The organism is Microbulbifer epialgicus (assembly GCF_041447265.1).
Classification (GTDB): Bacteria; Pseudomonadota; Gammaproteobacteria; order Pseudomonadales; family Cellvibrionaceae; genus Microbulbifer; species Microbulbifer epialgicus.
On the sequence record NZ_JBGMEK010000018.1, the window covers coordinates 14,445 to 35,530 of the forward strand.

The 21,086-nt window shown below is 51.6% G+C and carries 18 protein-coding genes; 14 read left to right on the top strand and 4 right to left on the bottom strand.

What is annotated here, in order from left to right:
- The first annotated feature begins 312 nt into the window (after positions 1-312).
- From ACCI49_RS09980 to ACCI49_RS09990, 3 genes are all read left to right on the top strand, one after another.
- Positions 313-741 (top strand): acyl-CoA thioesterase, encoded by a 429-nt coding sequence (locus ACCI49_RS09980; protein ID WP_371838818.1) that lies wholly within the window; start codon positions 313-315, stop codon positions 739-741.
- 82 nt (positions 742-823) lie between these two features.
- Positions 824-1,396 carry a MiaE family protein gene (locus ACCI49_RS09985; RefSeq protein WP_371838879.1) on the top strand — a complete coding sequence of 191 codons (573 nt, stop codon included), beginning with the start codon at positions 824-826 and terminating at the stop codon, positions 1,394-1,396.
- 98 nt (positions 1,397-1,494) lie between these two features.
- On the top strand, positions 1,495-2,211 hold the full coding sequence (locus ACCI49_RS09990; protein ID WP_371838819.1) for a DUF2238 domain-containing protein: 717 nt from the start codon (positions 1,495-1,497) through the stop codon (positions 2,209-2,211).
- Here ACCI49_RS09990 and ACCI49_RS09995 read toward each other — a convergent pair.
- The gene (locus tag ACCI49_RS09995; protein WP_371838820.1) at positions 2,208-2,684 is read right to left on the bottom strand and encodes an Lrp/AsnC family transcriptional regulator; all 477 of its coding nucleotides are present in this window, start codon (positions 2,682-2,684) and stop codon (positions 2,208-2,210) included. The two genes, ACCI49_RS09990 and ACCI49_RS09995, sit on opposite strands and share 4 nt — an antisense overlap.
- 199 nt (positions 2,685-2,883) lie before the next feature.
- Here ACCI49_RS09995 and ACCI49_RS10000 point away from each other — a divergent pair, with 199 nt between their 5' ends.
- Positions 2,884-4,557: an aminotransferase class V-fold PLP-dependent enzyme gene (locus tag ACCI49_RS10000; RefSeq protein WP_371838821.1), complete on the top strand. Its 1,674-nt coding sequence runs from the start codon at positions 2,884-2,886 to the stop codon at positions 4,555-4,557.
- Positions 4,558-4,562: 5 nt separating this feature from the next.
- Here ACCI49_RS10000 and ACCI49_RS10005 read toward each other — a convergent pair whose 3' ends face one another.
- Together ACCI49_RS10005 and ACCI49_RS10010 are read right to left on the bottom strand one after the other, a co-directional pair.
- Positions 4,563-5,465, bottom strand: a complete 903-nt coding sequence (locus ACCI49_RS10005; RefSeq protein ID WP_371838822.1) for a universal stress protein — start codon at positions 5,463-5,465, stop codon at positions 4,563-4,565.
- Entirely contained in the window at positions 5,465-6,970 is a 1,506-nt protein-coding gene (locus ACCI49_RS10010; RefSeq protein WP_371838880.1) for a SulP family inorganic anion transporter, read from the bottom strand. Before ACCI49_RS10010 ends, ACCI49_RS10005 begins: the two co-directional genes overlap by 1 nt.
- 377 nt (positions 6,971-7,347) lie before the next feature.
- Here ACCI49_RS10010 and ACCI49_RS10015 point away from each other — a divergent pair, with 377 nt between their 5' ends.
- The 9 genes from ACCI49_RS10015 (at position 7,348) to ACCI49_RS10055 (ending at position 18,593) form a co-directional block, all read left to right on the top strand.
- Positions 7,348-8,628, top strand: a complete 1,281-nt coding sequence (locus ACCI49_RS10015) for an efflux RND transporter periplasmic adaptor subunit (protein ID WP_371838823.1) — start codon at positions 7,348-7,350, stop codon at positions 8,626-8,628.
- A 97-nt stretch (positions 8,629-8,725) separates the two neighbouring features.
- Entirely contained in the window at positions 8,726-9,427 is a 702-nt protein-coding gene (locus ACCI49_RS10020) for an ABC transporter ATP-binding protein (protein ID WP_371838824.1), read from the top strand.
- Between the two features lie 13 nt (positions 9,428-9,440).
- A complete protein-coding gene (locus tag ACCI49_RS10025) occupies positions 9,441-10,754 on the top strand; it encodes an ABC transporter permease (RefSeq protein WP_371838825.1) in 1,314 nt (437 codons plus the stop codon).
- 9 nt (positions 10,755-10,763) lie between these two features.
- Positions 10,764-11,972 (top strand): ABC transporter permease, encoded by a 1,209-nt coding sequence (locus ACCI49_RS10030; RefSeq protein WP_371838826.1) that lies wholly within the window; start codon positions 10,764-10,766, stop codon positions 11,970-11,972.
- A 158-nt stretch (positions 11,973-12,130) separates the two neighbouring features.
- Positions 12,131-12,670: a nuclear transport factor 2 family protein gene (locus ACCI49_RS10035; protein ID WP_371838827.1), complete on the top strand. Its 540-nt coding sequence runs from the start codon at positions 12,131-12,133 to the stop codon at positions 12,668-12,670.
- A 137-nt stretch (positions 12,671-12,807) separates the two neighbouring features.
- Positions 12,808-14,160 carry a sigma-54-dependent transcriptional regulator gene (locus ACCI49_RS10040; protein ID WP_371838828.1) on the top strand — a complete coding sequence of 451 codons (1,353 nt, stop codon included), beginning with the start codon at positions 12,808-12,810 and terminating at the stop codon, positions 14,158-14,160.
- Positions 14,160-15,485, top strand: coding sequence for a sensor histidine kinase (locus ACCI49_RS10045; RefSeq protein WP_371838829.1), 1,326 nt, complete (start codon positions 14,160-14,162; stop codon positions 15,483-15,485). The genes ACCI49_RS10040 and ACCI49_RS10045 overlap by 1 nt, the downstream gene beginning before the upstream one ends.
- 331 nt (positions 15,486-15,816) lie before the next feature.
- On the top strand, positions 15,817-18,141 hold the full coding sequence (locus ACCI49_RS10050; protein ID WP_371838830.1) for an immune inhibitor A domain-containing protein: 2,325 nt from the start codon (positions 15,817-15,819) through the stop codon (positions 18,139-18,141).
- 167 nt (positions 18,142-18,308) lie between these two features.
- A complete protein-coding gene (locus ACCI49_RS10055) occupies positions 18,309-18,593 on the top strand; it encodes a hypothetical protein (RefSeq protein ID WP_371838831.1) in 285 nt (94 codons plus the stop codon).
- Here ACCI49_RS10055 and ACCI49_RS10060 read toward each other — a convergent pair.
- On the bottom strand, positions 18,590-19,552 hold the full coding sequence (locus ACCI49_RS10060) for an AraC family transcriptional regulator (RefSeq protein WP_371838832.1): 963 nt from the start codon (positions 19,550-19,552) through the stop codon (positions 18,590-18,592). The genes ACCI49_RS10055 and ACCI49_RS10060 overlap by 4 nt on opposite strands.
- A gap of 381 nt (positions 19,553-19,933) precedes the next feature.
- Here ACCI49_RS10060 and ACCI49_RS10065 point away from each other — a divergent pair, with 381 nt between their 5' ends.
- Positions 19,934-21,076 (top strand): efflux RND transporter periplasmic adaptor subunit, encoded by a 1,143-nt coding sequence (locus tag ACCI49_RS10065; RefSeq protein WP_371838833.1) that lies wholly within the window; start codon positions 19,934-19,936, stop codon positions 21,074-21,076.
- The last annotated feature ends 10 nt before the right edge of the window (positions 21,077-21,086 follow it).

Genomic DNA, 21,086 nt, shown 5'->3' on the forward strand with positions numbered 1-21,086 from the left:
CCAATACTGGACTTGTCCAGAATATCCCGGGTAGCGGCCAAAGCAGCCACACAACCAACCAATTGTGACTTATCGCACTATTTTTGAGCTGACAGGTAACCAGTTGCGCCAAACCCGTGCCACTGAATGATCGTTGGGACGTCCAATACCACGAATTATCCTCGGCTACACTTTTTCTGCCTTGGCACGCTGTGTGCAGCATCACCTTGTGAGAGTCCCAACCTGGGCCGAGAGGCGCCCACAGGCCTCCCGGTAATTGCAGCGTCGCTCTCTCGACGATTGTTAAATCCATAGTTAGTAAGGAAGGTCAGTGTGAAATACTACTCACGTCACTGTGTAAAGCCCGGCGATCTGAATCCCGCCCAGCGTCTGTTCGGTGGCCAGCTACTCGCCTGGATAGATGAGGAAGCGGCCATCTTCGCCGGCTGCCAGATGGGCACTCCGATGCTGGTAACCAAACTGATGTCCGAAATCGATTTTGTCAGCCCCGCTTGCTGTGGGGAAGTCGTGGAGTTTGGCTTTGAGGTCGTCGGCATCGGCCAGAGCTCCCTGACCGTACACTGCGAAGTGCGCAATAAGCAGACCCAGCAGTTGATAGTACAGGTTGAGCAGATTGTGTTTGTAGCACTGGACGCCAACGGCAAGCCCACCCCCCACGCCAAGGCCGGAATGTCCCTAGAACAGGCACGGTTAGCAACCAAACGCGACCGGGAAGTACGCGAGCGCCGGCTTGCCAGCTAGCGATACTCTATATTTTCCCTGAGGCCCCGGGCAATCCTAAAGATGGCGGTATAATGGCTCTTTTGTGCCACCGCCACTTGCCATGTTTCAACTGCGTTATATCACCCCAAAAGCCTGGGCCCAGGTCGTACTTACCGATTTTGACCGTTTTCTCCAGGACCACGCCGCCGCGGAAAAGAAAGCCGCCGGCATGGCTGTATCCATGTTTTCCCACTACCCAGACAAGCCAGTGCTAGTCGAAGCCATGGTCAACCTGGCCCTTGAGGAGATGAATCACTTTCGTCAAGTCATCAAGATCATGCATGAGCGTGGCATTTTCCAGGCCCCGGACGAGAAAGATCCCTATATCAATGCCCTGCGTAAACTGATCCGGCGCGGGTCAGAAGCATACTTGATGGACCGGTTGCTCACCGCTGCCATTATTGAAGCCCGCGGCTGCGAACGCTTTGGCCTGGTGGCCGAAGCGCTACGCACGGGCCCACTGAAGACTTTTTACCAGGTCATCACCGACAGCGAGGCACGCCACCACGAGCTGTTTGTAGAGCTTACGCTGGAGTATTTTCCCCGTGATGCGGTAGAGAACCGCCTTGCACAACTATTGGATGAGGAGGCTCTGATTACCGCATCATTACCTCACCGCCCCGCCCTGCACTAACCAACAGCCAGCGCGTAATCAGGCACAAAAACTCTGTAGCAGCTAATAGTGTATGCTGGCGCAGAAATACTTTATCCGCAGTGGGGATTTCCGCAGTTATGTCCGCTCTTCGTCAACACTGGCTGCACCTGTTGTTATTAACGATTTTCGCCCTCGCCTGGGGCTGGTCTGCCTGGCACCCCCTACACCCCGATGACTGGCTATTGGAGAATTACCTGGTTTTTACCGCTCTACCGGTAATTTTGATCAGCATTCGGGTTTTTCCGCTTTCCAGTGTTTCCTACACCTTGATCACTTTATTTATGTGCCTGCATGTGATTGGCTCCCACTATACCTACGCAGAGGTCCCTTTCGGCTACACCTTGCAGGAGTGGCTCGGTGCCGAACGCAATATGTACGACCGACTGGTGCACTTTGGTTTTGGATTACTGCTCGCCTATCCGGTGCGAGAAATATTGATACGCTTGGCTGGCCTACGCGGGTTCTGGGCTTATTTCTTCCCTGTGGATGTTACCTTCGCGCTATCCTCCATCTACGAAATTATTGAGTGGCTGGCGGCGCGTACAGTCTCGCCGGAACTGGGCATCGCCTTCCTCGGTTCCCAAGGAGATATATGGGATGCGCAAAAAGATATGTTGCTGGCAGGACTGGGCTCTATCCTGGCCATGCTTGTGGTGCTGGCCTTAAACCTCTGGCTCAACTCCAGTACATGGCAGGAAATTCGCAATAGCCTGAAGGTGCCTGAGAATGACCGAGCGCTGGGCGAGACAAAGCTCCGCCAATGGTGGCGCAAGCGCCACAACCCTGAACCTTAGTTACCAGTGGCATATTTCAATGGTAACCGGGTTGTCTGCTTCATAGTCTCCATCACAAAACTGGAGCTGACGTCGAACAAATCAGCTTTGATCAGCTCTTTGTAAAGACGGTCGTAACCGGGCATGTCGGTAACTACCGCCTTGATCAGGTAATCCAGGTCCCCACTCATACGGTGGACCTCGAGGATCTCGGCAATACCTTGCACCAACTCGCCAAACTGAGAAGCCCACTGGTCGTTATGTTGGTTGGTGCGAATAGAGATATATACAGTAAGCGGCAAGTTCAACTTGTGTTGGTCCAGCAGGGTCACCCGCTCGGCAATCACCCCTTCCTCCTCCATCTTGTGAATACGCCGCCAACAGGCAGACTTCGATATACCTACCCGCTCGGCAATATCCCCTACCGAAAGCGTTGCATCCCTCTGCAGCAATTCTAAAATCTGCCGATCCTGCCGGTTGAGCCCCGTTGCCATAGCACCCCCGCTCTCGCCCAAATGAATAGTAACAACTGGTATCGTCTCGAGCTAACTCGTAATTAGACCTTATTGTGCCAATTAATTGCCTGTATCGGTACGTTGATTCGATTTTCAAGGGAAGAAGAGCACAAACAGGCACATTGTTTCAGTACCCAACCACTAGAGTGATCTCCAGAAAAAACAAGGACTGAAGCCCATGACCGCTCTAATCCAACACATCCGCGAATCAGTAATCGGCGAGATGCAACCCATCAGCACACCTTTCGGGCCAAGGCCACTGGTGTATGCAGATTACACCGCATCGGGCCGCTCGCTGACCTTTATCGAAGACGCTATTCGCCACCAGGTGCTGCCCTACTATGCCAACACCCACAGCGAGACCTCCTTTACTGGTGCACAAACCACAAAGCTACGTGAGGAGGCCAGGGCCGAGATCCATCGCGCAATTAATGCGGGGCCGGAACATAAAGTTATCTTTTGCGGTTCCGGCGCCACTGCCGCCATTAACAAACTGATCGATATCCTCAACCTGCGTCTGCCGGCAGACCTGAACCAGCTACATAGTTTGCAGGAGAACATTCCCACACAACAAATACCTGTGGTATTCATTGGTCCCTATGAGCATCATTCCAATGAACTGCCTTGGCGGGAGAGCCTTGCCGAACTGGTCACTATCCCGCTGAATAGTGAGGGTACCCTCGACCTGGACGCCCTCGAGACACAGCTGCATACCTATGTAGACCGCCCTCTAAAAATCGGCAGCTTTTCCGCCGCCTCCAATGTGACCGGCATCGTGACCGATGTTGAGGCCGTTACCCGCCTGCTTCACCAATATGATGCCCTGTCCTTTTGGGACTATGCTGCGGCCGCCCCGTATATGGCGATCGAGATGCGAGGGCAAAAGGGTCCTCAAGGCGACAGCAGAAAAGACGCAGTATTTATTTCACCCCACAAATTTGCCGGTGGACCCGGTACACCGGGGGTTCTCGTTGTCCACGAGAGCTTGCTGCAAAATGCCATACCGGCTGCACCGGGTGGGGGCACGGTGCTCTATGTGACTCCAGAGGATCACCGCTATCTGGACGACCCAATACGCAGTGAGGAGGGGGGCACCCCCGCCATTATCGAATCGATCCGCGCCGGCATGGTATTCAAGTTACAGCGGGAGGTAGGCATCGATGAAATTACCCGGCGGGAAAAACAGCTGATCGGCCGCGCTCTGGAGCACTGGTCCGCAGAGAAGAATATTGAGATCCTCGGCAATCCGGATGTACCGCGCCTTTCGATTGCCTCCCTGCGTATCAAATGGCGCGACAGGGATTTGCATTACGGCTTTGTGGTGGCTCTGCTCAATGATCTTTTCGGTATTCAGGCCCGCGGTGGTTGCTCCTGCGCCGGTCCCTACGGGCACAGCCTGCTTGGCATCGATATGGATTACAGCCGAGCACTGGAAAAACAGATAGTTAAGGGACAAAAGCTGTTGCGGCCGGGATGGCTACGCCTGAATTTTAATTACTTTATCAGCGACGAGGTGTTCAATTACCTGCTTCGGGCGGTTTCCCTTGTTGCCCGCCATGGCTGGAGGTTACTGCCCTACTACCAGTTCGACCAAACTCTGGGCGTCTGGCGCTATCAAGGTAAAAAGCCCATGCCCGCAGTCAGCTTGGCACAGCTAAACTTCACAGAGTCACCGGCCGCCCCAACGGAATCAGGGAACACACTGCTCTCCCTTGAGGACTACCTGGAAATTGCGGAAAAGGAGCTTTGCCGCAAACAGGACAATGCCAAGTTTTACGACCTACCACTTCCCGAGAATGCTGATGCCCTGCGCTGGTTTGTCAGCCCCAGGGAAGTGATGCAGGCACTCTAAGGGGATTATCTCAAAAGCAACAGGGGCTGGCGGGTCTTTAACAACATCTTCGCAGTAATACTCCCCATCAGCAGGTCGCGCAGGCGGTTGTGGCTGAAAGCCCCCATTACGGTGAGGTCTATCTGGTGCTCATCCTGGTAGGCGATCAAGGATTCAACAGTATTGCCCTCCAGGTGACTGGCGGTAACTGCCAAGCCCGCTTCATCCAGCTCGGCACTGGCTTCAGCAAGCAACTTTTCTGCGGATTGCGCTGGCCCCACGTTCACCAGATGACATGACAAATTGCGAAACAACTGGCTCTCAGCAATTAACGCTAGAGCTTTACGCGCCGCATCACTGCCATCATAAGCGAGCATCACCCGCTGTGGTTGCTGGAATTCCCGATTCACCACCAAGATCGGCTTGTGCAATGAACGCACAACGGTTTCCAGTTGCGCACCCACTCCCTGATCGGAGTCACCATGTTCCTCACCGCGAATACCGAGTACCAGAACACGGATGCAATCCTCCAACTCCACCACAGACTCAGTCAGGGTATCGTGGCGCTGGCAGGTTATCACCTGCCCTGCACCAGCATCCTCCGCGCGGTTGCGTGCGGCCTGCAGCATCAACTTACCCTGTTTAACCAGTAGCTGTGCTCGCTGCTGTTCCAGCGCGGTCAGCTCCTCCAACAGGTCTTCCTGGCTGCCAAGTCCAATACTGCCGGTAAAGTCCGTTACCGCTGGGACATTACTACGCTCGATATTGTGCAGTAGTTTGAGTGGCGCACCCAACCTGGTGGCCAGCCAAGCCGAGTAATCGCATACCGCACCGGTGTAATGGGAGCCATCAATACAGGAGAGTACCAATGGCGGTATATCGCCATTACATGTCTCTTTATTGTTATTTTCGCTACTGCTTAGGGCCATCAATGTCCTCCAAGAACCCGTTCAATTTCCTCGGGCTTATCGTGTACGCCAAAACGGTCGACAATGGTTTCACTGGCTTTATTCAACCCCACCAATTGTACCTGCGCGCCCTCGCGGCGGAATTTAAGTACCACCTTATCCAGCGCGTGTACTGCGGAAACATCCCAGAAGTGCGCGCGGCTCAGGTCAATCACCACAGTATCCACTACTTCCTTGAAGTCAAAGGAAGCTGTGAATTTATCCGCGGAGTTGAAAAAGACCTGGCCAATGATTTTATAGGTACGACGACTATGCACCTCATCAAGAGTGCTGCTCACATACATAAAATGGCTGACTTTATTGGCAAAAAATAGCGACGCCAACAGCACACCGACAAATACACCATAGGCTAGGTTGTGGGTCCACACTACCACAACCACAGTCGCTAACATCACCAAATTTGTGGAGAGCGGATAGCGTTTCAAGTTGCGAATGGAGTCCCAATCAAAAGTACCGATAGAGACCATAATCATGACCGCAACCAGCGCAGCCATGGGAATCACCGCCACCCAATCACTGAGAAATACCACCAATGCCAGCAAACCGATACCGGCCACCAAAGTGGAAAGGCGACCGCGCCCACCAGATTTCACATTGATCACTGACTGACCGATCATGGCGCATCCGGCCATACCACCTAAGGAGCCGGCGGCAATATTCGCAATGCCTTGCCCTTTACACTCGCGATTCTTATCACTCTGTGTATCAGTCAAATCATCGACGATGGTGGCGGTCATCAGGGATTCCAGCAGGCCCACTACCGCCAAACCAGCGGAATAGGGGAAGATAATTTGCAGGGTCTCTAAATTCAGGGGGACTTCTGGCCAGAGGAAAATAGGCAGGGTATCCGGCAGCTCGCCCATATCACCCACAGTGCGAATATCCAGACCTATGGCTACGGCCACCGCGGTTAGCAACAGGATACATACCAGCGGTGAGGGCACCGCTTTACCGATCACCGGTATATAGGGAAACAGGTAGATAATTCCGAGTCCCGCCGCCGTCATGGCATACACCTCCCAGGAGCCCCCCACCAACTCTGGCATTTGCGCCAGAAATATAAGGATCGCCAGGGCATTCACAAACCCGGTGACCACTGCCCGAGATACAAAACTCATCAGGCTACCCAGCTTCAGGTAGCCCGCAATGATCTGCAGCACCCCCGTTAGCAGCGTTGCCGCGAGCAAGTATTGCAGCCCGTGCTCCTTCACCAGAGTCACCATCAACAGGGCCATGGCGCCGGTAGCGGCGGAGATCATCCCCGGCCGCCCGCCCACGAACGCAATGACTACTGCGATACAGAATGACGCATAAAGGCCGACCCGCGGGTCCACGCCGGCAATGATCGAAAAGGCAATTGCCTCGGGAATCAGTGCCAAGGCCACTACTAGGCCGGCGAGTACGTCGCGACGTATATTGCCGAACCAGTCGGCTTTGGTCGAAGAGAGCAGCGATGGAAGGAACATAAACGCAAATAAATTTGAATTGATCAAAAAAAGGCCGCGCACTCTACCACAAACCACCCTCCTACCGCATGGCAACCAGTCTCGGGAAGCCGCAAGTATTGTGCAGTATTCGCTCGCATATCCGGTTTGCCGTGCCCTGTCCGCCTCTCGGAAAATGCGGACAGCGGACACTTTTAGCGGACACCCCTCCGTTTGCGTATATCCCTATAAAAACAAAAAAACTATAGATATCAATGAGTTGCACACAATATAAAAGTTGGCACGACACTTGCAATATAGCTCACAAAGCAGATTTTTTTGATTTGCATCCGAAACAGAAATGCACTGCATCCAAATTACAAAGCAGAAGCAATCGCACAGAGAAATGGAAAGCAACAATGATTAGAGATACTTCCAGGCAAGACACCCAAATCGAAGCCGTACCGCTATGGAAGAACCCAAAAGCCTATAAGGCTTCCGCCTTGCTTGCCCTCACCATCGCATTTCTGATCTGGGGAGTTAATGCCTGGCACAGCACCGGCTCAGTAGACAACACCCTGCCCTTGTCCCGTATCAATATTGCCCAGGTTGAGCGCGGAGACCTGATTCGAGACTTGGTGGTCCAGGGCAAAGTAGTCGCCGCCAATAGCCCCACACTTTATAGCCCTGCCCAGGGCATCGTTAAATTTGCGGTAAAAGCCGGGGATACCGTGAAATCTGGGCAAGTCCTCGCCTCGGTTGACAGCCCCAAGCTATCCAACCAGCTCGCCCAGGAAGAAGCTCAACTGAACAAGCTGTCCGTGGAATTGCAACGACAGAAAATACAGGCCAAGCGCCAGCAGTTGGAAAACCAGCAAAAGGCCGATCTCGCCAGGGTAAACCTCACCGCCGCCAAACGGGAGTTAAAACGGGCTGAACTGTCCATGGAGAAGCAGATTATTTCCCTGCTCGACTTTGAGAAGAGCAAAGACGATATGGCCCGCGCGCAACTGGAGTATGAGCAGGCGGTACAAAACGCCGAGCTGGAAAAAGAGTCCCTGAGCTTTGATACCCAAACTCTTCACTTACAGGTGTCCCAGCAGAAGTTGCAGGTAGAGGAGCTCGAGCGCCGCGTGCGGGAATTAGAAATCCTCTCCCCCGTGAGCGGCACCATCGGCAGTCTCGCCGTATCCCAGCGTAGCGCTGTTGCCGCCAATGCCCCCTTAATCACCGTGGTTGACCTCACCAGTTTTGAGCTTGAGGCGGCAGTGCCAGAGAACTACGCCGACGACCTCGGCTTGAATATGGCAGTCGCCATCAATCTCAGCGGCAAAGAATTAGCCGGCGAGATTACCGCAATTTCCCCCGAAGTGATCAATAACCAGGTTATCGCACGAGTGCGCTTTACCGATGGGCAGCCTGAAAACCTGCGTCAAAACCTGCGTCTCACTGCCCGCATCCTATTGGAAAACCGCAACGATGTACTGCTGGTAAAACGAGGAGGCTTCCTCGACCAAAGTGGTGGTCGCCACGTATTCCGCCTCAACGATTCACAACAGGCGGAACGGGTATCCATTCAAATAGGCGCACTGGGATTGAAACAAGTGGAAATCGTTTCAGGCCTGCAGGAGGGAGACCAAATCATTATCTCTGCCGCCGAAGAGCTGGAAGATGCACAGCTGGTCGCCCTAACGGAATAAACCCAAAAACTATCTGCGGACAACAGACACCAGAAACTCTGAGTTTTCCGCATCCAAAACCGATTTAAAAATTCAGTTTAAAACAAGGAATATCACCATGCTAAATATGCACAATATCCGCAAGAGCTTCCGCACAGACACAATTGAAACCCATGCGCTGCGCGACTTTAGCTTGGAAGTTAAGGAAGGGGAGTTTGTTTCTGTCACCGGCCCCAGTGGCTCTGGTAAAACCACTTTTCTGAATATCGCGGGTCTACTTGAAACCCCGACTGGTGGGCAGTACCTGCTGGATGGCGAGGACGTCAGCAACCTCAACGACCGCCAACGCTCACACCTACGCAATGAAAAAATCGGATTTATTTTTCAGGGATTCAACCTGATTCCTGACCTGAGTTTGTTCGACAATATAGATGTACCACTGCGCTACCGTGGCTTTAGCGCCAAAGAGCGTCGCAAGCGAATCGAGAAAGTGCTGGAGCAAGTGGGCCTTTCCGCTCGTGCAAAACACCTGCCCGCACAGCTTTCCGGTGGCCAACAACAGCGCATCGCAATTGCTCGCGCCCTTGCAGGTGAGCCGCGCTTCCTACTCGCTGATGAACCCACCGGTAACCTCGACTCCCTAATGGCACGCCAGGTAATGGAGTTGTTGGAATTTATCAATGAGTGGGGCACTACCATTGTTATGGTTACCCATGATCCGGAACTGGCCCGCCGTGCACACCGCAATATCCAAATTGTGGATGGTCAGGTTTGCGATCTCCGCACGGTCACTGAGCAAGCCGAAGCAGCCACTGCCTAAGGAGACCGCAGTAATGATTGGATATTATATTTCCCTGGCTCTGCGCAGCCTGCGCAGTACACCAATATTAAGCGGCCTGATGATCGCTGCCATTGCGGTGGGTGTTGGCGCCTCAATGACGGTACTCACCCTAAACTACACGATATCGCAGAATGCACTTGAGCATAAAGATGATGTACTTTTCGCTGTACAGCTGGACAGCTGGGATATTAACGAAGCTGCTGATGCGACCAATGAAATACCCTGGCAACTGACTTACCGTGATGCACAAGCACTGCTGCGCTCAGATATACCCACTCGCCAGGTTGCCATGCATCGTTTCGGGTTTACTGTAGAACTAGAAAATTCTTCGATACGCCCATATACAGCATCTACCCGTGTCACTACCCGGGACTTTTTCTCCCTATTTGACGTACCCTTTATTTATGGGGGAACTTGGGAGAATGAAGCAGACTTTTCTCCTACACAAGATGTTGTTCTATCTAAGTCAACGAATGACAAGTTGTTTTCTGGTGAAAACAGCGTGGGCAAAAATATCACATTGAATGGTGAGCCCTATACAGTAGTTGGCGTTATCGACCACTGGGAGCCTGCTCCTAAAGTTTACGACCTCAACAACAGCCCCTTTGCCAGCTCTGAAAATCTTTTTATACCTTTCGGGCAACATAGAAAACTGGAAATTTACAGCTGGGGAAATACCAATGGATGGACTACTGGTGGTGGGGAAGGCTATGAGGGTTTCCTGCAAAGTGAGAGTGTCTGGGTTCAATACTGGGTGGAGCTCAGTAACAATGAGCAGAAAGCTCAATATGAGAATTTCCTGACTGCATATATTAACGGGGAAAAGGCACAAGGGCGCTTCGAACGGCCATTGAAATTTGCCTTGAGCAAACCTTCCGAGTGGCTGGTTCTCAACGAAGTCCTCAGCGATGACAACCGGGTACTGGGTTGGGTATCGCTGGCTTTCCTGTTGGTTTGCGTTATCAATGCAGTCGCTCTGCTGCTCGCCAAATTCTTGCGAAAGGCACCCGAAGCAGGCGTGCGCCGCGCCCTCGGCGCCAGTCGCAGTGCCATTTTTATACAGCACCTGATTGAGAGTGCTGCAATTGGAATAATCGGCGGAGTTGTAGGGATTTTAATTGCAATGATGGGTATTGGAGGAATCCGCTATCTGGCCATGGGGCAAATTGACACCTTAGCCACTATGGATTGGGTAATGATGGTAGCTTCTATCGGCCTCGCTCTAATTGCCAGCCTACTCGCTGGATTCTATCCAGCCTGGCGTATCAGTCGTACCAACCCTTCCATTTACCTGAAAACCCAGTAAGGACGAATCATGCTTGAATTAAAACCCATGTTGTCCGCCCTCTGGCGCAATAAAATTTCGGCCCTGCTAATCGCCCTGCAATTGGCATTAACATTGGCAATCATCAGTAACATTGTCGTTATCGTGCAGGATCGAATTGAAAAAATAGAACGACCCACCGGAATCGCTGTGGAAGAGATTATTGCCATCAATTTTATGGCAATCCCTCAAGACTACGATATGATTGGAGCGGTATCTGCTGATTTGGAGTTGCTTCGTGAACTTCCCCACGTCAAGGATGCGACTGTTACCAACCAGGTGCCTATATCCGGGTCAGGATCTGCTGGTACTTTTTATACCCAGCCAAATCAGGAAATCGGTGGGACAAACTCCAACCGTTACAATACTGAACCACATTTTATAGACACCTTGGGTCTAAATTTAGTTGCGGGTCGTAATTTTACGGATGCAGAAATGCAATTTTTTGACCCCAATGAACTTAAGGAAATGCCTGTTGCAGTTATTACCCGACAGTTTGCTGAAAAGCTGTACCCCAACCAGGATCCAATTGGAAAGCCACTTTATGATGGCAATAGCTCGCACCCGATAGAAATCATCGGTGTTGTCGAACGACACCTGGGCGCCTGGGTAAGTTGGCCAAATGCAGGCAATGTAGCCTTTTTTCCTGCCGTCAGAAATACCCAGGACAAAAACTATCTGGTACGCACCGAACCGGGAATGCGTGATAAAGTATTAAAAACCCTAGTGGAAAAGTTATCTGAGCGCGACCCACAGAGAGTAATAAAAACTAGAGTTCTTTCAGAATACGTCGCTCGCAGTTATGTTCGCGACAATTTAATGGTTAAAGTGCTAACAATCGTTGCGGCCATGCTCAGTTTTATTGTGGCCCTTGGAATCGTCGGCCTCACTATTTTCTGGATTAATCAACGTGCTAAACAGATTGGTGTAAGACGAGCCCTCGGCGCAACGCGGGCTAATATCAGCCGGTATTTCCTTCTGGAAAACAGCTTGATTGCCGGCACAGGCATTACCATTGGCAGCGCAGCTGCGTTAATTGCAAACCATTATATGGTGCGCGATTACTCTCAACCTTCCCTTACTCTGGTACCACTGGCTATTTGCGCATTGCTGGTTCTATTGGTCAGCTTTACCGCAGCACTAACTCCCGCAATACGCGCCGCAAATATTTCTCCAGCAACTGCTACCAGGAGCGTTTAAAAGCTTCTACAAAATTGATAATCGATTAGCTCTCCGAGCTAATCGATTATCAGCGAAATACAATATCTTAAAGGGTATTAAATATTAATTTTTATTGCCCCCTAGGACTATTGCCATACTGGCAACTAAACCACATCAAAATAAAAAGGATGATGAATATGCTTAAAATAATCTCCCAAATTGCCCTTTTCGGGCTTTCTTGTTTTAGCCTTGCTACACTGGCAGAACAACACCCCGTTACCCCAGGACCTAAGGTATCCCAGGAGTTAATTGACCAGATAATAGCGGCTGACAGGGTCCTCTTTGACGCAGTTTTTAATAACTGTAACCTCACATCCTCGAAAAACCTGGTCACTGAAGATTTTGAGATGTATCACGACAAATGGGGAAAAACGGCGAGTTCCGGTGCGGAGTTTCTTCAGGGTATTACCAATATGTGTGAGCGACGTAAGGATGGTAGTGATATCAATGCGAGACGGGAGCTGATTATCGACAGCGTCAAAATCTACCCCTTAAATCACTATGGCGCTATCCAGACCGGCACCCATATCTTTTACGGCATTTATGATGACAAAATGGAAGTATTGCGCGAAAGTGGACAGTTCACCCACCTATGGAAAAAGGTGAATGGAGAATGGAAACTCTCGAGAGTTTTGAGCTTCGATCATCAGCCTGCAGTACAGCCATCTAAGCAGTAATCCAAGTGGCTTGATTTACCCATCGTAAAATAGTTACACAGAAAAAAGCGGGGTAGCACCCTCATGTCCCGCTTTAGCTCCACCTTTCCGCCCAGTCATTGCATAATGGGCTAACAACATTTTGCTCTCTCGGACTTATGGATAAAGTACTGATTATCGACGATAACAGCAGCATCGTCTCAGCCCTCGAAATATTGCTTTCCCTGCACGATCTGCAGCCTCTCTGCGCTATCACCCCCCAGGCAGGCCTGCAATTGTTACGTGAGAATAAGGATATTAGCCTGGTTATCCAGGATATGAACTTCACTGCCGATACCACCTCCGGTGAAGAGGGACGCGAGCTATTTTTCGCTATCCGGGAGATAAACCCGGACCTGCCAATCGTCTTACTGACTGCCTGGACACAGCTAGAGATGGCAGTGGAGCTGGTCCGGGCCGGAGCTGCGGATTACCTGGGCAAACCCTGGGATGACAATAAACTCATATCCACAATTAACAACCTGCTTGAGCTGGGCGAGTTACAAAAACGCCAGCGGGCGTCACAACAGCAGGCGATGAATGCCCGCGGTGAACTGCGGGAAAAGTTCGACCTACAAGGTATTATCTACCGTAGCGACAATATGCAGAAACTTTTGGAAATGGCCACCCAGGTAGCCAAGTCCGATGTACCTGTGCTGATCACTGGCCCCAACGGGGCGGGCAAGGAAAAAATAGCCGATATTGTACAAGCCAACTCACTACTCCGCGATGGCCCCTTTGTCAAAGTGAATGTCGGGGCACTGCCGGAGGACCTGATGGAGGCGGAGCTTTTTGGCGCAGAGCCCGGTGCCTACACTGGAGCAGGAAATAAGGCCCGTGAGGGTCGCTTCGAGGCCGCGGACGGGGGAACTCTGTTTCTCGACGAGATCGGCGAACTCTCTGCCAGTGGCCAGGTAAAACTGCTACGCGTGCTGCAAACTGGCGAGTTCCAACGCCTTGGCAGCAGTCAAACACGGAAGGTAAAAGTGCGAGTAATCAGTGCTACCAATAGTGATCTACCCAAAGCCATCAATGAAGGCAGTTTTCGTCAGGACTTATTCTACCGCCTGAATGTGATCGAGCTGCGCTTACCTGCTCTTTGTGAACGCCCCGAAGATATAGCCCCTCTGGCAATAAGCTTTTTAAGTGAAAATAGTAACCAGAAGAAACTCTCCCCACAGGCTCTGACCGCAATGACCCGCTACCAATGGCCCGGCAATGTACGCGAATTGCAGAATGTGATGCAGCGTGCATCAGTTCTGTGCCAGGAAGACACTATTGATGAGGCTGTCCTGGCCCTACCTGAACAACCTGCAACTGAAAAAGTTGATGTGAGCTTCGAGCCTAGCAAAGAACTATTGCAGCAAACCCTAGCCAGTTGCAATGGCATTATTGCTCAAGCCGCAAGAGAGCTGGGTATGAGCCGTCAAGCACTATATCGTCGCTTGGAAAAACATGGTATTCCCTATTGATGTCCAAGTATTTTTCTCTGGAAGGGCGCATCGTTGCCACAGCCGTTCTGGCGCTGATTGTAGGTACAGCTATCCCATGGCTTTGTATTTATCTCGGCCTGGACACCCGCTTATCGTGGGCTACAGGCCTATTCATCGGGATACTTATTATCCTGGGACTTATTCGCCAGGCCCTCACTCCCCTGGCTACCACCCTGAAATCCTTACAGGGAGGACTACTTAATTTTCGCGACGGTGATTTTTCAATCTCCCTGGTCCCCCCCAGGGATGCTGAACTCCGCCAAATCACAAATTTATACAATGAAATCGGTGAGCACCTGCGACGTGAGCGCGCTCATATTTATCAGCGTGAATTGCTCCTCGATACTGTGATCCAAAGCTCACCGCAGGCACTCTTACTCGTGGATCAGAGTGATCACATTATTTATTCCAATAGCAGTGCCAAGAAACTACTTAACGCCGGCAGGCCCATCCAGGGCCTGCTTTTACAGAAACTTCTCCCCAATAGTCCAGGGGAGATCGCCAACGCCATTAATAACTGGGAAAACGGACTTTTTAACTACACCGATACAAATGGAACTCACTCCATGCACATCGGTAATAGTACATTTGTGCTCAATGCGCAAAAGCACCGCTTGATTGTTTTACGCGAGATGACAAAAGAGCTAACCCGCGCCGAGGTCGAGGTTTGGAAAAAAGTCATTCGCTTGATCAGCCATGAACTCAATAATTCCCTAGCCCCCATTTCCTCACTGGCCCATTCCGGAAAAATGCTGATTGCTAAACCGGATAAAGCTGCGGCACTGGAAAAGGTTTTCAATATCATCGCAGACCGCTGTAAACACCTGACGGAATTTACCCAGGGTTATGCCAGCTTCGCCAAATTACCTGCCCCCAGTTGCGAGACAGTGAATTGGCAGGCACTTATCGAGCGCATCGCGCCTCTACAAAAATTCACTTTAAAAGGTGATTTACCTGAGCGCCCAGGCTATTTTGACCCAGTGCAGATTGAACAGGCGCTACTCAATCTAATCAAAAATTCACGAGAAGCAGGCTCCAGCCACGAGGACATAGAACTTAGCATCAGCACAGATGGACTCGGTCAAAAGCTGGTAATCGCCGATCGCGGGTGCGGAATGAGTGAAAAAGTTTTGCAACAGGCGCTACTACCTTTCTTTTCCACCAAAGAGCAGGGGGTTGGCCTAGGCCTCGCACTTTGCAGAGAGATTGTTGATGCCCACGGGGGGCATATTCAATTACTGAACCGCTCAGGTGGCGGCTTACAAATTACCCTCTGGTTGCCCTGGGCTGAAAGCCCTAAATAAGCGGGAAGTATTTCACAAAAATCAAAATATGCAAAAACAACCATCTAATTTTTTCGCTTACTGCTAGGTCAATATAATCAAATAATCGCTTCCAGCATCCTTCGAATCAGCAATTAATACATAACCAAAGATTCTAGCAGCAAGACTGCCAAGAACATCACATAAAAATTATTGCGGCCTACCTTTCTTGATTCGTTGATTTAACAGTGCTGCCCCACACGGGCTCGGCCAGTACAGCTTGGAAAGTCTTCAAGTAAAGCAAACTGCTTTTACCCCCCCTCTTCCCAGGCTGTAAGTTTTTATAAAACCAAAAACGAAAAAGAAGGGATCAATGCTAAAAATTAATAGCCTGCTGCCAGTCAGCGCACTCGCTCTCAGCCTGATGGCTGCGAACACCTTCGCGGCCCCCTCCCCCAAAATACACAATCCTCAAATTGATTTGGCAATTGCCAATGAAGACAAATTAATTGATATGCTCAAGCGCTCTGGACGTATCAGCAAAGATGCAACTATCGCAGAAGCTGAGCGTACCCTGCGTACATTTTTAAAAGAGCGTGCAAGGCAGAACTTAGTTGAGCCCCAGGATTTATCCAGCGAAACGGTACAAATGATGAAACTCGCCCGTGGTGGCGCGAAGAATCCTAAACTGAAAAGGGGGAAAGGCAAGAGACATCATCACCCTAGAGGCAAGACCCCAGAGGCCATTAAGCTTGAAAATTATGAAGGTGACATGCGCACCGCTAAGGTCCTAGCAATCCTGATGGACTTCCCCGATTTTCCCCACAATAGTATCGAGCCTGGGGAAACGGATATGTACTATGAGGACTACGCTGCCCAGCACTATGCGGACCTTCTGTTCTCTCAAAGCGGTTTCACCGGGCCTGAAGGGGAAAACCTGCTGTCTATGCAACAGTTTTACTGGCAACAATCCGGTAATAGTTATTCAGTAGAAGGCGCAGTCGCCGGCTGGTACACCGCCAGCCAACCCGCGGCCTTCTATGGCAATAACGACGATGGCGATATCCGTGCCCTGGTGCGCGAAGCGCTGCTAGCTGCCGCTGCTGACCCCACAGTAAACCTGTCTGACTTTGATATTGAAGACCGCTACGACTTGGACGGTGATGGCAATTTCTGGGAGGCTGATGGCTTGGTTGACCACATCATGATCTTCCACTCTTCCGTAGGGGAGGAGGCCGGTGGTGGCCAGCTGGGCGAAGATGCGATCTGGGCACACCGATGGAACCTCGGCAGCGTGTTCTCAATTCCCGGTACCACTGCAGAAGTAGACGACTGGGGCGGTACTATGGCTGCGTTAGATTACACTATTCAGCCCGCTGATGCTGCAGCGGGGGTAGTCAGCCACGAGTACGGCCACGACCTGGGATTGCCCGATGAGTACGATACCTCCGGTCCCGAAGATGCCGGCCGTGGCGAACCAGTTTCATCTTGGTCTGTGATGTCCAGCGGCAGTTGGGCGGGTATTATTCCGGGCTCCGAGCCCACAGGCTTCTCAGCCTGGGCCAAGGAATACCTACAGCACAATCACGGCGGCAACTGGCTACACGGCGAAACCATTTCCCTTGAGGAAATCCCTGCGCAAGGTATTGAGCTATTGCTCGATGAGGCCGTACACAAGGGCACCAACAATGACGCCGTACGCATCGACCTGCCCCAGAAAAAAGTGGTTGTAGCTACACCCACCAGTGGCGAATATGCCTACTTCAGTGGCAGCGATAACGGTCTGCAAAACTCCATGGTGATCCCTGTAAACTTGACCAATGCGCAAAGCGCCAGCCTGACCTTCAAGGCTTGGTACGATATTGAGCGAGACTGGGATTACGCTGCGGTTATGGTAAATAGCGGTGATGGCTTTACCACGATTCAGGGTAATATCACCATTGATACCAACCCTAATGGCCAAAACCCAGGTCACGGTATTACCGGCGCCTCTGACGGCTGGGTAGATGCCACTTTTGATCTCAGCGCCTTTTCTGGCCAGCAAGTATCAGTGGCGATTGCTTACCTGACAGACGGTTTTGTAAGCAACCCTGGTCTTTATGCCGATGACATCACCGTTACAGTTGATGACTCAGCCATTGTGTTTGACGACGCCGAAAGTGAAAGTCATTTTGACCTTGCCGGTTTCACCCAGGACCAGGGTATTACTCTCCACGACCACTACTACCTGCTAGAATGGCGCACACACCGTGGCGTTGACCAGGGCCTCGCACACGTGAATGTGGCCGGGCAAATGTTGACCTTCAATGAAGGCCTGCTCGTTTGGTATGCAGACACCAGCTATGACAATAACTGGGTTGGTATCCACCCCGGCAACGGCTTCCTTGGCGTAGTCGATGCAGACCAGCAAGTCCTGAAGTGGAGCGACGACTCAGTGGCCTCCACCCGCTACCAGATACACGATGCCACTTTCAGTACCGACCGGTCTGAAGGTCTGACTTTGGATTTACTTGAGGAGTTCGGTGTAATGCTAACTGACACTCACAACCGTCCCCATCGGGTATTTAATGATCGCAAAGATTTCAGCAACGGTGACATCCCCGATGCCGGCCGCGCGATTACACCCTACGGCCTGAAAGTACGCGTGGCTTCCCGCAGCAATGACAAGTCTGTAGGCAAAATTGTTATTTCTCAGTAAAAAGAATTTTTAAAATGGCGGTGTGCAACGCACCGCCTCTTAAATATGAAATAAGAACAATTCTCAATTCTCTTTAATTCCGCAAGCACCAGCAATTTGAGCAAAAATTTCTGGTCCGGCTAATCTGAAATTCTGAAGCCCTTTCTCAATTATTTGGAAACCTTCAGATGGATCATAAGCAGACTATTTCCCGAAGAAAATTCCTCAGGCTATCTAGTTGCTCCCTAGCCATACTGCCAGTAACAATTATTGCCACAGACGGTGTAAGTGCGCAGATCAAGGCGAAGAAAGAAGCGGTTAACTACCAGGACACGCCAAATAACGGCAAGAAGTGTGTGGACTGCCAGTTATTTGAACCGCCCAGTGCCTGTATCGTAGTGGAAGGGGATATCAGCCCTGAGGGATGGTGTAGCCTGTTCGTGCTCAAACAGGGTAACGCCACTTCGGATTAAGCCGGTACTCGCTGCTCACCGCGCAACTTACTCACATCGGCACGTGGTGGCAGACCAAACATACGGCTGTACTCACGGCTAAAGTGTGATGGGCTCTCGTAGCCCACGCGGTAACTGGCAGAAGCTGCCTCCAAACCTTCGGTAAGCATCAGGCGGCGGGCCTCATGCAGGCGTAACTTCTTCTGGAACTGCAAGGGCGACATGCGAGTGATTTGCTTGAAGCTGTGGTACAAGGAGGACTCACTCATATTCGCCTGGTCCGCCAGGTCACTAATGCGCAAAGGCTCTGAGTAACGATCCTTGAGCACTTCGATCACTCGTGACACCCGGTTTGCCTGACTATCCGCCATGGCAAACTTGCGCATGCGTGCGCCAATCTCACCCACCAGGGCACGGTAAATAATCTCGCGTCGCGCCAAGGGTGCCAGTATCTGCGCATCAGCCGGGGTTTCCAGCAGATGCACTAAACGGCTCAATGCATCCAGCATCCCCAAGTCCATCTGCGTGACGCAGAGGCCACAACTAACCTCCGGACAATCATATCCAGCTTCCACTCCCGGAGCCTTGTCTCCCAGCTCCAACACCAAGTCGGCTACTTCTTGGGGATCTATCGTTAATTTCACACCGAGGAAAGGGGTGTCCTCTGAAGCACGTTCAACCCGTCCAAGAATTGGAAGGTGTACTGAAGTAGCCACATAACTTAGCGGTTTATAGGAGATTTCCCTGTCACCCAGTTCCAGAGTTTTGCTGCCCTGAATAATGAAGTTCAGTGAGGGTGCGTATACAGAAGATGCACAGGCGATGGGCTCATTACATCGGATTAATGCCAAACCATCCAAACGGGTTTCAATTAACCCTTGCTCGGGAGCCAGACGCTGGAGCGTCTTAGCGAGCCTTTGTCGGGCAGGCTCTAGCAGAGAAGTCATAGAATCTACTTTTACTCTGTCATCAGTGCTCATACATTCCCCTCACCCCCGTATCCAGGTGACTGCCATCAAACAATATGGTTCACAGTATACGGAGTTTTAGGCAATCTCCCGACCATTTTGCAGTATTGGGCAATCACTATGCAGTATTAGGTAACTTCAAGTGATCTATATATTTAAAATTACTGAAATATCTTGCTAAATTTGACAGACACCTAGTTATATATCCAGTCCCAGTTACTTCCTTCAGTCAGCGCTTTTTTCTACAGTACTTTAGTTTGCCAATAGAAATAGGCAATCAATTTATAGTTCCCAGATACCGCCTAGGCCTTGCCAGCCCCTAAAGTCGCACCCCTAGTAAGAGGGATGCCGTTCAGCATCCCTCTCCTCCGTAGCAAAGGGAGTCCACGCGTTATGGTCAAGAAACTCACAGTCACATTATTCGGCCTGTCCGCATTGGTTCTGGCCGGCTGTGGCACTGGCGAGCCTGCGGGACAGCAGCCGCCACCGCCTGCGGTCGAAGTCGCACAGGTCAGCGCTGAACCCGCCACCCTGTGGCGCAGTTTTACCGGGCGAGTTATAGCCCCTGAAACCGTGGAATTGCGTCCCCGCGTGAGTGGCTATATCGACCAGGTTTCCTTTGCCGAAGGCGCCCTAGTAAAACGTGGCGATGTCCTGTTCACCATTGACCAACGCCCCTACAAGGCCCGTCTTCGCGCTGCCGAAGCCGATTTACAGCGGGTCAGCAGCCAGCTGTCTTTCAGTGAAAAACAAGCCGGCCGCGCCCAGCAGCTACTGGACAGCAAAGCCATCTCCCGCGAGGAATACGACCGCCGCATCGCCTCAAGGGATGCGGAACGCGCAGCCCTAAGCGCCGCAGAAGCAGCAGTGGAAAATGCCCGACTCGACCTCCAGTACACCCAGGTCAAGGCTCCAATTAGTGGCCAGGTAAGTCGCGCCCTGGTCACCAAAGGCAACCTCGCTAACGCAGATGCTACCCTGCTGACCACTTTGGTCTCTGTAGACCCCATGTACGTCTACTTCGAAAGCGATGAGCAGACTTTCGCCGAGAGCCGCCGTCTGCTCAAGGCCGATTCTGCTCCTACAGTACATATCGGCCTCGCCGGTGAAAGCGGCTGCCCACACAAGGGGCAGCTGGACTTTATCGACAATCGCCTCAACAGCCACACAGGCACTATCCAGTTCCGAGCAGTGGTACCCAACCCCGAAGGCACCTTTAAGCCCGGACAGTTCGCCCGTGTGGAAATGCCCATCGAAAAAATGGATCAAGCAGTACTTATCGATAGTAAAGCCGTACTCACCGATCAGGACCGTCGCTACGTCTATGTGGTTACCCAGGAGAACTTGACTGAGCGTCGCCCAGTGCAAGTGGGATCGCGCCAGGGTAAGCGCACGGTAATCCGTAGCGGCCTGCAGACTGGCGAGCGAATTGTGGTCAATGGCCTGCAGAAGATTTTCTTCCCCGGTATGCCGGTGGTACCTGAAATGGTTGCCCAGCAAGGTCAAGGAGGTAGCACCCAGGCGGCGGGCCACTGAGGCGGCGGAT